General features: G+C 64.1%; 12 protein-coding genes. 6 read left to right on the forward strand and 6 right to left on the reverse strand.

Annotated elements, in window-relative coordinates:
- Positions 1-16 precede the first annotated feature (16 nt).
- Entirely contained in the window at positions 17-730 is a 714-nt protein-coding gene (locus A3M7_RS48040; RefSeq protein WP_156937119.1) for a tetratricopeptide repeat protein, read from the forward strand.
- Between the two features lie 286 nt (positions 731-1,016).
- The gene (locus A3M7_RS0139760) at positions 1,017-2,861 is read left to right on the forward strand and encodes a caspase family protein (RefSeq protein WP_027548871.1); all 1,845 of its coding nucleotides are present in this window, start codon (positions 1,017-1,019) and stop codon (positions 2,859-2,861) included.
- Positions 2,862-2,911: 50 nt separating this feature from the next.
- Here A3M7_RS0139760 and A3M7_RS0139765 read toward each other — a convergent pair whose 3' ends face one another.
- From A3M7_RS0139765 to A3M7_RS0139780, 4 genes are read right to left on the reverse strand one after another with little or no spacing between them, the layout of a single operon-like run.
- Entirely contained in the window at positions 2,912-3,634 is a 723-nt protein-coding gene (locus A3M7_RS0139765) for a hypothetical protein (protein WP_027548872.1), read from the reverse strand.
- Positions 3,631-4,068: a thioesterase family protein gene (locus A3M7_RS0139770; RefSeq protein WP_027548873.1), complete on the reverse strand. Its 438-nt coding sequence runs from the start codon at positions 4,066-4,068 to the stop codon at positions 3,631-3,633. Before A3M7_RS0139770 ends, A3M7_RS0139765 begins: the two co-directional genes overlap by 4 nt.
- Positions 4,068-4,976: a fumarylacetoacetate hydrolase family protein gene (locus A3M7_RS0139775; RefSeq protein WP_027548874.1), complete on the reverse strand. Its 909-nt coding sequence runs from the start codon at positions 4,974-4,976 to the stop codon at positions 4,068-4,070. The genes A3M7_RS0139770 and A3M7_RS0139775 overlap by 1 nt, the downstream gene beginning before the upstream one ends.
- Before the next feature lie 43 nt (positions 4,977-5,019).
- Positions 5,020-6,126: a cupin domain-containing protein gene (locus A3M7_RS0139780; RefSeq protein WP_027548875.1), complete on the reverse strand. Its 1,107-nt coding sequence runs from the start codon at positions 6,124-6,126 to the stop codon at positions 5,020-5,022.
- A 363-nt stretch (positions 6,127-6,489) separates the two neighbouring features.
- Between A3M7_RS0139780 and A3M7_RS0139785 the strand changes: the two genes are divergently transcribed.
- The 4 genes from A3M7_RS0139785 (at position 6,490) to A3M7_RS0139800 (ending at position 11,341) form a co-directional block, all read left to right on the forward strand.
- A complete protein-coding gene (locus A3M7_RS0139785; RefSeq protein WP_027548876.1) occupies positions 6,490-8,649 on the forward strand; it encodes an indolepyruvate ferredoxin oxidoreductase subunit alpha in 2,160 nt (719 codons plus the stop codon).
- A complete protein-coding gene (locus A3M7_RS0139790) occupies positions 8,646-10,211 on the forward strand; it encodes an indolepyruvate oxidoreductase subunit beta family protein (RefSeq protein ID WP_027548877.1) in 1,566 nt (521 codons plus the stop codon). The genes A3M7_RS0139785 and A3M7_RS0139790 overlap by 4 nt, the downstream gene beginning before the upstream one ends.
- A 153-nt stretch (positions 10,212-10,364) precedes the next feature.
- A complete protein-coding gene (locus A3M7_RS0139795) occupies positions 10,365-10,859 on the forward strand; it encodes a MarR family winged helix-turn-helix transcriptional regulator (RefSeq protein WP_027548878.1) in 495 nt (164 codons plus the stop codon).
- On the forward strand, positions 10,859-11,341 hold the full coding sequence (locus A3M7_RS0139800; protein ID WP_027548879.1) for a MarR family winged helix-turn-helix transcriptional regulator: 483 nt from the start codon (positions 10,859-10,861) through the stop codon (positions 11,339-11,341). The genes A3M7_RS0139795 and A3M7_RS0139800 overlap by 1 nt, the downstream gene beginning before the upstream one ends.
- A gap of 6 nt (positions 11,342-11,347) precedes the next feature.
- Here the strand turns inward: A3M7_RS0139800 and A3M7_RS0139805 are convergent, their stop codons facing one another.
- Both A3M7_RS0139805 and A3M7_RS0139810 read right to left on the reverse strand, forming a co-directional pair.
- Positions 11,348-12,076 (reverse strand): SDR family NAD(P)-dependent oxidoreductase, encoded by a 729-nt coding sequence (locus A3M7_RS0139805; RefSeq protein ID WP_027548880.1) that lies wholly within the window; start codon positions 12,074-12,076, stop codon positions 11,348-11,350.
- Between the two features lie 2 nt (positions 12,077-12,078).
- The gene (locus A3M7_RS0139810) at positions 12,079-13,695 is read right to left on the reverse strand and encodes an ATP-dependent acyl-CoA ligase (protein ID WP_027548881.1); all 1,617 of its coding nucleotides are present in this window, start codon (positions 13,693-13,695) and stop codon (positions 12,079-12,081) included.
- Position 13,696: the final 1 nt, after the last annotated feature.

The following is a 13,696-nucleotide window of genomic DNA, read 5'->3' on the forward strand; positions in this document are numbered from 1 at the left end:
GAGTATCTCGACGCGGATGGACAAGATCGGCTTGCCGATGCAACGGCATGATAGACAATTGTCGATGGCACTAGTGTTAGCATTCGTTGTAGTGCTGACGGCTGCCTATGCTATCGACAGGGCAGGCTACTGGCCACGCGCTCTTACAACGGATAATGGCTTAGATTGTCCATCTCTTCCGGAAGTCAGCCAAGCCTTGGCGCGCCGCGACTACGATCAAGCAATCCGGAGCTACACGGAGGTTTTGGCAAGAACCTTTTCGTCCCGAGACGCCGCATGTCTACTCCGTGACCGCGCCCACGCCAGGGAGCAAATCTCCGACACGGCTGGAGCAGAAGCAGACTGGAATGAAGCTATTCGAATTAGCCCAACGGAAGCCCGCTTATATTCCTCACGAGGTTTTTTCTATCTCCGGCAGAAGCACCACGATTTGGCCCTCGCAGATTTCGAATACGGAAGGCAAATCGCGCCACGAAATAGTGCCTTTCCATATGGCCTCGGACGCACTTATGCATCGCAGGGAAAGCTCAAAGACGCGGTGGAGGCGTACAGTGAAACCATACGCCTCGCGCCCGAAATGTACACGGCATTTCGATGGCGCGCAAAAGCCTATCGAGAATTGCACATGGACATCGAAGCCGCCAGGGACGATGAGAGGGCACAAGCATTAGAGAAGAAGTTCTGGGATGCAGTAGCCCGGACAGGAGCAAAACTTCCAAAAGAGAAATGATTATCGGGTGGCGATCCTCGATCTGCTCAAAGTATGCCTGGGGCAAAAGTCCGGAAATGGCCCATCGCGTCAGTTAGTCCGATGCAGCGTTTGTCTGGAGTTGGGGGTAAAGCCGACCTGCCGGCTGAGCGCCCGGACTTCTCAGTTTGACCCGCTTCAGACATTAGACAACGTGCCAATCCCGAGTGCATTGGACTGACTGCGCCTTTGTGACCAACCTCACATACCCTCCCCTTGCCTTTAGGCAGGCTATGAATACGCTGCTCACGTTTGATTTGGGGCTGTAATGGGCGCGCTTCGTTTTCTTTTGTTCGTTTTTGCCGTGTGGCTCGGATGCGGACCGGCCATGGCCGAACGACGCGTCGCGCTGGTGATCGGAAATTCGGCGTACAAGAGCGTGGCCCGGCTAACCAACCCGGCGAACGATGCCACCTTAGTTGGCAGCATGTTCAAGAAGGCAGGTTTCGATGCTGTCGACATCAAGCTCGACCTCAATGTCGCGGAGATGCGAAGGGCACTGCGTGACTTTGGCGACAAGACGAAGGATGCCGAGGTCGCCGTGATCTATTACGCTGGTCACGGCATCGAACTTGATGGCACCAACTATCTGATCCCCACGGACGCAACGCTGGAGAGGGATAGCGACGTTCTCGACGAAACGATTGCTCTGGACCGCGCGCTGTTCGCGGTCGACCCCGCGAAGAAGCTCCGCCTCATCATTCTCGATGCCTGCCGCGACAATCCGTTTGCCAAGACGATGAAGCGGACGATCGCCTCGCGCGCCATCGGGCGCGGCCTCGCCAAGATCGAGCCGACGAGCCCGAACACCATGATTGCTTTCGCGGCGAAGGCGGGCTCGACGGCGTCAGATGGCGATTCCAGAAACAGCCCGTTCGCGGCGGCCCTGGTCGAGCGCCTCCCGACGCCGGGGCTCGATCTGCGCAAGGCCTTTGGCTTCGTCCGCGACGATGTCTTGAAAAATACCGGCAACAAGCAGGAGCCCTATGTCTACGGCTCGCTCGGCGGCGATGACCTGCCGTTGGTCGTAACGAAGCCGGTTGCGACGGGACCACAGGCGAACCCCGATGAGGCGGTCCGTCGCGACTATGAGCTGGCCCTGCAAATCGGCACTCGCGAGGTCTGGACCGCATTCCTCGCAAAGTACGCAGACGGATTCTACGCCAGCTTGGCCAAGGGGCAGTTGAACCGGATCGCCGCGGAAGAAACCCGCGCCGTAGCGGTTGAGAAGGCGCGGCTGGCCGAGGAGGAGAAGACAAGGCTGGCATCCGAACGCGCGAAGAAGGCCGAGCAGGATAAGGCGGCAGCCGCCGCCAAGGCCGCCGAGGATGCCCGGCTCGCNGCCGAGAAGGCCAAGCAGATCGAGGAAGCCAAGGCGGCCGCAGCCGAGCAGCGCAGGAAGGATGCCGAGGCCGCCGTGGCCAAGGCGCTGGCCGACAAGCAGGCTGCCGAGAAGGCGCTCGCCGACAAGATCGCGAACGACAAGGCGGCTTCCGAGCTGGCAGCAAAGCAGGCGACTGAGAAGGCTCAGCGTGACGGCGAGCAAAAGGTCGCGGCCGTTGCCCCGACGCAATCGCCGCCCAGCCTCTCGCCGCAGGAGACGGCCAAACTGGTGCAGTCAGAACTCCGTCGGGTCGGTTGTCTGACTGGCGCCGCTGACGGAGATTGGAACGCGGCCTCACAGCGCTCGCTGGCGCTGTTCAACCAGCATGCCGGGACGAAGTACGACACCAAGCTGGCCAGCTTCGACGTGCTCGATGCCATCAAGAGCAAGCCAGGACGCGTCTGCCCGCTGGTCTGCGACCGCGGCTTCAAGGCTGATGGCGACGCTTGTGTGAAAATCACCTGCCGCGCGAGCTATCGCGTCAACAGCGACAATGAGTGCGAGAAGGTTCAGGACAAGAAGCCCGTCGCGACCCGCGAGGACGCCAAGCCGCGGGACGACGAGAGAAAGAAGAGCGAAGCCGCGCCCGCAAAGCCGCAGGCGACTGGGCAGTTGATTTGCAATAGTGCGGGCTGCCGTCCGGTAAAGCCTGGATGCCGGGTGGTGCCCTATCAACAGTTCAAGCACGGGTCCGTTAGCACCGGTCAGCCACAAGAGGAGTGCAACTAGCTCGATTCATCTGGCGATCCCTCTGAATTTGTGCGCTGGCGCCCTGCTGTTTAGCTCCCGGTTCTCCAAGCCTTCGGCCTGACCACTCGCGTCAGCATCGGAAAATGCTTGTTGCCGCCTGCGAACGCCGGGAATTTCACGAAGTCAGCACGCATGCGCTTGATCACGTCGGAGCCGAGCGCGTGCGCGAGGGCTTGCGGGCTGTCGAACACCAGCTTGTTGCGCTGCATGTGCGCGACCCGCAGCGACGGCAGCCGGTCGACCCAATCGATGCGGGTGTAGATCTCGATCTGGCGAACATCCGGGAAGGTTCGCATGATCGATGGATGGTGCTCCAGATAATGCAGGTTCCAGGCGTTCATGTCCTCGGCCGGACCGGGATAGTGCACGAGGTAGCTGCACGGGGCGGTGGTGCCTTCCGGATGCGCCGCGACATCGACGGGAAAGGAGCGCGTCAGCATCGCCTGGTGCGTGACATCCAGTCCGGAGAGGCCCGGCAAGCCTGCCCCCGTCGCGAGGCGGGCAAGGTTTCCGCTGCGATCCATCGCCGCCTCGCACGCGAACAGGTCGGGAAAGCGTAGTTGAAGCGCAAAAACGGGGCCGGAGCCGTCGGCCTTGTAGGGATGATCGACCGACTCCTCCAGCGGCGTGAACAGCAAGCCCTCGGTCATGTCAGGGATCGATCCGACCAGCTCAGCCACGGCGGCAACCTCGTCGGGATGAATCCGCCGTTCGCCTGTGGAAGTGGAGAACGTCATGAAGAGCGAGATCATGCCGGCGTTGCCTCAGCGCCCTCGCCCACGCTCACATGCGCCGTGAGCGCGGCACGAATATCATCGGGCCATGGGATCGCATGGTGATCCACCAGCGAGGTCGCGGCAAGGATCTGGCGGGCGCGCCAGCGCATGCCATTCGCGCCGGAGACGACATGCTCCAGATGGAGCGACGATCCGCCGACCCTGCGGATGCGCAGGTCGAACGTCAGGCGATCGCCGAACATCGACGGCCGGGAAAAGTCGCAGGTCAGGTGCACCGTGGGCGTCCCGATCTTCCGGACCGTGATCAATTCCGGCCAGGGAAAACCGACCGTCGCCCAGAAGTCTTCGACGACTCCGTTGAGGATGTTCAGGTAGGACGGGAAGTACGCGATGCCCGAGGGATCGCAATCGCCGAACCTGAGCTCGCGATCGAACGAGAAGTTCGTCATCAGATCGCAACGACGGGGTGCCTGATGACGCCGACGCCGTCGACCCCGGCTTCGACCACGTCGCCAGGCCACAGCCATTCCTGCGGGCTCATGCCGGCGCCGACGCCTTCGGGCGTTCCGGTCGCGATGATGTCGCCCGGCTCGAGCGTCATGCCCGACGAAATGTCCGATATCAGCACCGGGATGTCGAAGATCATGTATTTGGTGTTGGAGTCCTGCTTCATGACCCCGTTCTTGGTCAGCCACAGCCGCATATCATGCGGATCCGGAATTTCGTCCGCGGTGACGATGCACGGGCCGAACGGTGCATAGGTGTCCATGCCCTTGGAAAAGATCCACTGGCCGGCGCGGCGATTGTCGCGCGCGGAAATGTCGATCATCACCGAATAGCCGAAGACGTGATCCATCGCCTTGTCGGCCGCGATGCGGGTTGCGGTCTTGCCGATGATGACGGCGAGCTCGACTTCCCAGTCGAGTTGCTGCGTCATCTTCGCGTTGTGCTGGATCGCCGCGCCCGGGCCGATCACGGAAGTCGGCGGCTTGGAGAAGACGACCGGCTGCTTCGGCAGGTCCTTGTCGGTATCCAGGCTCTTGGCGGATTCCGCCACGTGCGCGCTATAGTTCAGCCCGATGCCGAAGATGTTCTTTCGCGGACGCGGGATCGGCGCCTGCAGCTTGACGTCCTCGACCGGAACGGCGGAGCCGGCCGGCAAGCGTCCATTGGTACTGTCCAGGCATTCCCTGAGCGCCGGCAACAGTGTCACGCTGTTGTCGATGAACGAGAGCATGTCGCTCGGCCATGCAAAGCCTTGCGACGCACCGAGGTGCTCGACGTCCACGACCAATCCATCAACGAGGACCCCGAGGCGGGCACCGCTGGAGCCCAAAGTGTAGGTAACAAGGCGCATCGAATCTCTATCCGGCTCTTTCGGTTGAATTGTGCGGGTGACGTCAGGCCGCCACTGGCTGGTGGCCCGCATTGTCGCCATAGGCCTCTTCCCGGTAGAAGCCGAGGCCTTCGATGACAGGCAGGTCGTTGAAGCAGAACAGGCAGGCATCCTCGCTGTCCGAGGCATTGCCGTGCTCGTGCCAGGCCCAGGAGGGAACGCAGAAGATGTCGCGCTCCTCCCACGCGAAACGCTTGCCGCCGATGATCGAATAACCACGGCCCTTGGCGACCTGGTAGATGAAGCTGCCGGTATGCCGATGCGACTTCGTCTTCTCGCCCGGCCGCAGCAGCTGCATGCTGGCGCCGATCGTCTGCATCACGTGCCCGCCGGTGATCGGATTGACGTAGTTCATGAGAATGCCGTCGTAGGGTGAGCCATCGGCCGCGGCGGCATACTTCCGCAAGGACTCGTAGGTCGGCTCCCACTCGTATTTGAACATGGGGGAATAGCCTTTCGACCATTTCGAATCCGCCGGCCGAAGCCCGGGATTGCCCCAGGTCTTGGTCATGTCGTCCACGGGATAGCCGGAGTCTTCCTGCTGCACCTTGGGATGGACCGCGAAGAAATTCGCCTCCAGCGCGTTGACGAGCGGGATGTCCAGGCCATCCTGCCAGATGCAGACCGAACCGTTCGCATCAACGCCATGCTCGTGCCAGGTGCCGTTCGGCGTGAGCACGAAATCCCGCGCCCCCAGGGTCATCTTGTGACCATCGACGATGGTGTAGGCGCCCGCCCCCTCCATGATGAAGCGCAGGGCCGAAGCCGAGTGCGCGTGGGCCGATGCGACCTCGCCGGGATGCATCACCTGCAATCCCGAATAGAGCCAGCCGACCGCGGCCGACACATCGCGGCGGCCGGGATTGTTGAGGTAGATCACCCGCCGCCCCGCCTTCTCCGGCGAGACCAGCTCCACCGAGCGCAGCACGTGCTCGCGCAGATCGTTGTAGCGCCAGAGCACGGGAACGGATGCCGATTGCGGAGCCCATGGCTCGATCTTGTTGGCGACCGTCCACAGCGCGCCGGCTTCGTACTTTTCGAGGTCCTTGTAATAGGCCTTGAGCTCGGGGGTGTCCTCGACATTGGCCCGGCCGACGGTGTTTTCGCGCATCCTATCCTCCAAGTCCTGTCTCGTGGCGTCGTCGGTGCGACGCGTCCCGAACCTTCATTCCGGTTTGCGCGGGCCAAGCGGCGCCAGCGGACGCCGATTGACCCGCAGATCGACGATATCGTCCATTCGCTGCCGCTTCACGGACCAGTGAAGCCGCCTTGTCGGCGGTCGCGCCGGCGTTGAGATAGACGGGTGAAGCCTGGACGGCGGCGGCTCTAAAGCGAGGCGGCTTCAGCATTGGCCCTGCCCTGTCGCCGGCTCATGATCGCCTTGCCGGAGCAGGTCCGCAAGCGTGATAGCATGGCGCGGCGTTGACTTACTTCACATATAAACGTATGCTAACGCATATTTCTGGAGGGTGCAATGGCTGAACGGTCTTTTGCTCGCGAAGTCGAGGATCTCCGGCTCGGCGACGGCGATACGTTCCGCGGCGAAGGCATCCTCGCCATCACCAAGGCGTTGCTGCAATCGGGCGTCGCCTATGTCGGCGGCTACCAGGGCTCGCCGATCTCGCATCTGATGGACGTGCTCGCCGACGCCAAGGACGTGCTCGACGATCTCGGCGTCGTGTTCCAGAGCTCCGCCAACGAGGCGGCCGCGGCGGCGATGCTGTCAGCCTCGGTGATGTATCCCTTGCGCGGCGCGGTGGCGTGGAAGTCGACCGTCGGCACCAACGTTGCCTCCGACGCGCTCGCCAATCTCGCCTCGGGCGGCGTCACCGGCGGCACCATGATCATCGTCGGCGAGGACTATGGCGAAGGCTCCTCCATCATGCAGGAGCGCACCCATGCCTTTGCGATGAAATCGCAGATGTGGCTGCTGGACCCGCGCCCCGACCATGAATGCATCGTCAACCTGATCGAGAAGGGCTTTGAGCTCTCCGAGGTCTCGAACACGCCCGTGATGCTCGAGGTTCGCGTCCGCGCCTGTCACATGCACGGCAGCTTCGCGTGCAAGGACAACGTCAAGCCGGCGCATACCATCAAGGATGCGCTCAACAATCCCAAGCGCGACGTTGGCCGCATCGTGCTGCCGCCGGCGGCCTATGAGCACGAGCAGGAGAAGATCAAGACGCGGATGCCCGCGGCTATCGGATTCATCCGGGACAACAAGTTGAACGAGTGGATGGGACCGAAGCACGGCAAGGTCGGCATCATCATGCAGGGCGGGATGTACAACAACGTCATCCGCGCGCTGCAATATCTCGGACTGTCGGATGCCTATGGCAACACGCAAGTCCCGCTCTACGTCATGAACGTCACCTACCCCGTGATCGACACCGAGGTCGCGGAATTCTGCGTCGACAAGGATGCCGTGCTGATCGTCGAGGAGGGCCAGCCGGAATATCTGGAGCAGGCGATCAACACGGTGCTGCGCCGCAGGGACATCCAGGCGCGCATCCATGGCAAGGACGTGCTGCCGATGGGCGGCGACTACACCGCGCAGGTCCTGCTCGGCGGCGTCAGGGAGTTCCTGGAGAAAACCGAGCCGCGGCTGCTCGGCAACCGGCCGCCGGCGCCGGACGCAGCGCCCGTGCTCAATCACCCCGCGATCGATAAGCTCAAGCAGGTCGTGCCGGCGCGTCCGCCCGGGCTCTGCACCGGCTGTCCGGAGCGACCGATCTTCGCCGCCATGAAGCTGGTCGAGGAAGAGCTCGGCCAGCATCACGTCTCGGCCGACATCGGCTGTCACCTGTTCTCGATCCTGCCGCCCTTCAACATTGGCGCGACCACCATGGGCTTCGGCCTCGGCCCGGCCTCGACCTCGGCCTTCAACGTCAAGGCCGACAAGCGCTCGATCGCGGTGATGGGCGACGGCGGCTTCTGGCACAACGGACTGACCAGCGGCATTGGCAATGCCGTGTTCAACAAGCATGACGGCGTGTTCGTCATCGTGGACAATTTCTACACCTCGGCGACCGGCGGTCAGGACATCCTGTCGTCGCGTGCGATCAACAAGCGGCGAGACACCAACAATTCGATCGTCAAAGCCGTCAAGGGCATCGGCGGCCAGTGGGTGCGTCAGCTCGACCGCACCTATGACGTCGGCAAGATGCGCGACACGCTGAAGGAAGCGCTGACGACCAAGGACGAAGGCCCCAAGGTCATCGTTGCGTCCTCCGAATGCATGCTGAACAAGCAGCGCCGCGTGAAGCCGCAGATCAACAAGGCCATCAAGGACGGGGTGCGCATCGTCAAGGAGCGCTTCGGCGTCGACGAGGACGTGTGCACCGGCGACCATGCCTGCATCCGCCTCTCCGGCTGCCCGTCGCTGTCGGTGAAACAGCTCGACGATCCCTTGCGCGACGATCCCGTCGCGGCGATCGACAATACCTGCGTCGGCTGCGGCAATTGCGGCGAGGTCGCCGAGGCCGCCGTGCTCTGCCCCTCGTTCTACCGCGCCGACGTCATTCACAATCCGACCCGCTGGGACATTTTCAAATCCAGGGTCGCCATGGCCGTGATCGGCTGGCTGCAACGGCGGCGTGATCGCCGGCGCCCGGCACTCGAGGCACTGGCATGAGGGACGAGACGATCCGGCTGGCCCTCCCCGCCGCGGGCGAGGCAACCGAGCGGCCGATCTCGATCGCGATCGTCGCGATGGGCGGCCAGGGCGGCGGCGTCCTGACCGACTGGATCGTGCAGCTTGCCGAGAACCATGGCTGGGTCGCGCAGTCGACCTCGGTGCCCGGCGTCGCACAGCGCACCGGCGCCACGATCTACTATATCGAGGCGATGCCGCCGCTCGACGGCCGCAAGCCGATCCTGTCGCTGATGCCGACGCCCGGCGACGTCGACGTGGTGATGGCGGCGGAGTTCATGGAGGCCGGCCGATCCATCCTGCGCGGCCTTGTGACGCCGGACCGCACCACGCTGATCGCCTCCAACCACCGGTCCTTTGCGATCGGCGAGAAGATCGCGCCGGGCAACGGCATCGCCGACGGTGGCGCCGTCACCGGCGCCATCGGGATCGCCGCCAAGACCGAGATCATCTTCGACCTGAACGCGCTGGCGATCGCGCATGGCAGCGTCATCTCGGCCGCGATGTTCGGCGCGCTCGCCGCGGCCGGCGTGCTGCCCTTCAGCCGCGACAGCTATCTCGACGTGATCCGCGCGGGCGGGAAAGGCGCGAAGGCCAGCGTCGGGACGTTTGAGGCCGCCTTCGACCGGGTCAAGACCGGCGCTGCCGACGTTGCGGCGCCGCCGCAACCGAAACAGGCTGGCAATCTCCCCTCTCCCGCAACGCCCGATCCGGATCTCACCGCGCTCGTCGCAAGGCTGAAGCAGGAGCTGCCCGAGCCCGCGCTCACCATGGCCCGCGCCGGCCTGAAGAAGGTGGTCGACTTCCAGGACGTCGCCTATGGCACCGAGTATCTCGACATTCTCAGGACGCTGCACACGGCCGACCGGAACGCCGGCGGTGGCGCGCGGGCCTATGCCTTCACGGAAGCCGCGGCAAAGTACCTCGCCAACGCCATGACCTATGACGACGTCATCCGCGTCGCTGACCTCAAGACGCGCGCCGGTCGCCGCGCGCGCATCGAGAACGAGCTCGAGATGTCGGAAGGACAGCTGCTCCAGACCACCGAATTCATGCATCCGCGCATGGAGGAGGTCATGGGCGTGCTGCCCGCGGGCTTCAGCCGCTGGCTTGGCGGACAGCCTCGCCTGCTCGGCTGGCTCGATCGCCGCGTCAACCGGGGGCGCCGGGTGCGGACCTACTCGCTGCCGTGGTTCCTGACGCTTTATGTCGTGGCCGGCCTGCGCGGCCTGCGCCGCCGCTCGCTGCGTCACGCCATCGAGACGACTCACCGGGACGGATGGCTCAAGGCCGCGACCGACGCGGTCGGCACCAACTACCAGCTCGGTGTCGAGATCCTGCAATGCCGCCGCCTCGTGAAAGGCTATTCCGATACCCACAGCCGGGGGCTGTCGAAATTCGACAAGACGCTGGCGGCCATCAAGCTGGTGGAGCGACGCGAGGATGCCGCCGACTGGGCGCGCCGCCTGCGCGAGGCGGCGCTCAAGGACAGCGCCGGCAAGGAGCTCGACGGCGTGATCCAGACCATCAAGACTTTTGCATGATTCCATCGGAGCGGGACGCAGGATTGGATTGCCGTTCGCCTCGCAGGACGTCAGGATCAATCTTGACTACGATTCTCAGGTTGCTAATCGGAGCGAAAGACCCGCGATAATTCACCCCAATCGACGAGACATTCTGTACTCGATGGTCATGCGATGCCGGCAGCACTCAAAGAGAACATTGTTCCCGTCCCTGGGCAGATCGAGACCCGGCTCTGGCTTCAATTGCTGTCGCTGCATGGCGAGCTGTTCGCCTCGCTGAATTCGATGCTGAACTCCGAGTTCGGCCTGTCGCTCGCAAAATTCGACGTGCTGGCCCTGCTCGATCGCTACAGGGACGGACTTGCGCTCGGGCAGCTGTCGCAAAACCTCAAAGTGACCGGCGGCAATGTCTCGGGCCTCGTGCAACGTCTTCTCGCCGACGACCTCATCAGCAGGGAGATGTCGAGCGAGGACCGGCGCTCCTTCATCGTGCGCCTGACGCCGAAGGGCGAAGCGCTGTTCAGGAAGGCTGCCGACGTCCACAAGAAGCATCTCGGCAAACGGCTCGAGAACCTTTCGGCCCAGGAGCTGGACATCGCCCTGTCCGTGTTGAAATCGCTCTCGTCAAAACTTCGTACCGAGAGCAAGAAGCAAAGTCGCAAGAGATAATGGCCAGAGAATCCAAGAGCAGATGGAAGTCGGGTCCGCCGAGGACCAGGGACCAGCTGCAAACCTACATCCCGTATCTGTTCAACCGGCTCGCCAATCGCTGGAACCTCGACCAGAACCGCGACCTCAGCGAACACGGCGTCAACAATGTCGTGTTCCGGACGCTGTCGGTCCTGTTCATCTACAAGACCCTCACCGTCAACGAGATCGCCGTGCTCGCGGTGACCGAGCAGTCGACGGCGAGCCGCATGGTCGAGTCCATGGTGTCGTCAGGCCTCGTCAAGCGCGAGATCGCGGAGGAAGACCAGCGCCGCCGCGTCGTGGGTTTGACGCCGGACGGCGAGGCGCTGCTGCGCAAGATCTGGCCGGTCATGGCGGACAACTACGACAAGCTGATCGAAGGCATCGATCCTGATGACATCGAGGTCTGCGCGCGCGTGCTGGCCAGGATGGTCGAGAACATCCGCCAGAACCAGATCTAGGGCGCGTCAGGGACCGAGCCCGACGAGGCTGGTGCCGCCGCAGACATAGAGCACCTGGCCGGTGACGAAGTCCGAGCGCTCGTCGAGGAAGAAACTGATCGCGTGCGCGACATCCTCGCGCGAGCCGAGCCGCCCGACCGGGACGTTGCGCGCCATCCGCTCCTGCTGCTCGGAGCCCTTGGGGATGACGCCCCAGAAATTGTCGGTCAGGATCGGCCCCGGCGCGACCACGTTCACGGTGATGCCGCTCGCGGCAAGCTCCAGTGCCCAGGTCCGCGCCATGCCGTGCACGCCGGCCTTGGTGGCCGAATAGGCCGAGCGCGTCGCCGCGCCCATCGCGGCGCGCGAAGAGACGAACACGATGCGCCCGAAGCGGCGCGACCGCATCCCCTCCAGCGCCGCCTGGGTCAGCAGCATCGGCGCGCCCAGGTGCAATTGCGCCAGCATCAGAATGTCTTCCGGCTTCGCATCGGGCAGCAGGTTCGGCAGGATGACGCCCGCATTGTGCACGAGGCAATCGATGGCGTGATCCCGGCCGATCTCCTGCGCGACCGCGCGCGTCTCCTCGAGATTGGTCAGGTCGGCGCGATAGGCCGCGAGCAGATCATGGGTCCAGTCCGGCTTCTCCAGCCCGACCGAGACCACGCGCTGCCCGCGCTCGAGGAGCTTTCTCGCCAGCGCCTCGCCGATCCCGGAATTGCCGCCGGTGATGAGTGTCGTGCGAATCTCGCCCATGATCAAACCTGCCGCTTCTTGAGGTCGCGCAGATCGAAGAACGCGCCATCGCGCATCAGCCTTGCGACAAAATCCTTCAGCCCGCCGCGCTGGATCTTCTCGGTTGCGGTCAGCGGCAGGCTGTCGACGAAACAGATCCAGCCCGGCGCCTTGTAATAGGCCATCTGCTCCAGGCTCCAGCAGACGATGTCTTCGGCGAGCGCGCGGCCGGCGCCGGCCTCCTCAGCGATGATGACCGCCGCAACCTCGTCGCCGCGCACCTGATCGGGCGTCGCCGCAACCGCGGCCTGCCGGATCGCGGGATGGCGGTTGAGGACCGACTCGACCTCGACCGCGGCAATGTTCTCGCCGGAACGGCGGATCACGTTCTTCTTGCGGTCGACGAAATGAAGATCGCCATCCGCATCGCGCGACACGATATCGCCGGTGTGCAGCCAGCCGCCGTCCCATGCCTCGGCGGTCGCCTGCGGGTTCTTCAGATACTCGCGGAAAAAGCCGTAGCGCGGATCGGCGCCTGCCCGCCGCACCAGCAGCTCGCCCGGCGTCCCGCTTGGGGCGTCATTGCCGCTGTCGTCGACGATACGAACGTCGACCTCGGGTGCGGGCCGTCCGAAGCAGCTGGTGCCGATCTTGCGCGGCTCGACATTGGCGGCGATGACGCCGCCGCTGCCCGTCTCGGTCATCGCCCAGGCCTCCAGCAGCGGGAAGCCGAAGCGTTGCTCGAACGGCGCGTGCAGCTGCTTGTCGACGCCGGCGCCGAAGCCGAAGCGCACGGTGTGCGCGCGGTCCTGCCCGGACGGCGGCGCGCTCATCAGCATCGAGGGCATGACGCCGAGATAATGCAGGCAGGTGGCGCGACTGTCGCGCACGGAAGCCCACCAGCTGCGCGGATGGAAGCGATCGAGCATGGTCAGGCTGCCGCCGACCGACAGCATCGCCATCAGCGACACCGCCATCGCGTTCATGTGGAACAGCGGCAGCGGCGTGATCATGCGCTCGCCATCCGGCTTGAGAGCGATCAGTCCGCCGACGTCGCGATACCAGTTTCCGGAATGCAGGAAATAGGTGTTGGTGAGCACGCAGCCCTTGGGCTGCCCGGTCGTCCCCGACGTATAGAGCAGCGCGCATTCGGTCGCGCCGTCCCCCGTGCTCGCCTGCCGCAAGCCGCCGAATGGCGCGGGCACATCGTCCTCGCTGGTCACGACGGGGATCGGCCGGCCGGCCTGGCGCGCCGCCGTCTCCACCTCGTCGCGCCGCTCGGCGAGGACGAACGCCGCGTTCATCTCGGAATGCGCGATGATGTATTCGAGCTCGCTCAACCGCAGATCCGGATTGATCGGCACCACGGAGACGCCGAGGGCGTTGAGCGCGAACCACAGCTCGACGAACACCGGCCTGTTCTGAAGCAGCAGCCCGACCCGGTGGCCTTCGCCATAGCCGCAGCTTGCGAACGCGGCGCGCCAGCGCTCGACGCGATCGAGCATGGCGCGATAGGAGATCTCCTCCGCCGCGATGCCGTAGATGCCAGCCGTCTCCGGCAGCACGTTGAGGAAGCCCGCCTCGCCGCGGCGAAGCGCGGTCTCGCGAAAGCGGGCGTAGACTGTGGTCGCAGCGGTCAAA

The sequence above is a fragment of the Bradyrhizobium sp. WSM2254 genome (assembly GCF_000472645.1).
GTDB lineage: Bacteria > Pseudomonadota > Alphaproteobacteria > Rhizobiales > Xanthobacteraceae > Bradyrhizobium > Bradyrhizobium niftali.

Excerpts from the sequence above, each read along its gene's own strand:
- A3M7_RS48040 (WP_156937119.1), top strand. The coding sequence starts at position 17 with ATGGACAAGATCGGCTTGCCGATGCAACGGCATGATAGACAATTGTCG.
- A3M7_RS0139765 (WP_027548872.1), bottom strand. The coding sequence starts at position 3,634 with ATGATCTCGCTCTTCATGACGTTCTCCACTTCCACAGGCGAACGGCGG.
- A3M7_RS0139770 (WP_027548873.1), bottom strand. The coding sequence starts at position 4,068 with ATGACGAACTTCTCGTTCGATCGCGAGCTCAGGTTCGGCGATTGCGAT.
- A3M7_RS0139775 (WP_027548874.1), bottom strand. The coding sequence starts at position 4,976 with ATGCGCCTTGTTACCTACACTTTGGGCTCCAGCGGTGCCCGCCTCGGG.
- A3M7_RS0139780 (WP_027548875.1), bottom strand. The coding sequence starts at position 6,126 with ATGCGCGAAAACACCGTCGGCCGGGCCAATGTCGAGGACACCCCCGAG.
- A3M7_RS0139785 (WP_027548876.1), top strand. The coding sequence starts at position 6,490 with ATGGCTGAACGGTCTTTTGCTCGCGAAGTCGAGGATCTCCGGCTCGGC.
- A3M7_RS0139790 (WP_027548877.1), top strand. The coding sequence starts at position 8,646 with ATGAGGGACGAGACGATCCGGCTGGCCCTCCCCGCCGCGGGCGAGGCA.
- A3M7_RS0139795 (WP_027548878.1), top strand. The coding sequence starts at position 10,365 with ATGCCGGCAGCACTCAAAGAGAACATTGTTCCCGTCCCTGGGCAGATC.
- A3M7_RS0139800 (WP_027548879.1), top strand. The coding sequence starts at position 10,859 with ATGGCCAGAGAATCCAAGAGCAGATGGAAGTCGGGTCCGCCGAGGACC.
- A3M7_RS0139805 (WP_027548880.1), bottom strand. The coding sequence starts at position 12,076 with ATGGGCGAGATTCGCACGACACTCATCACCGGCGGCAATTCCGGGATC.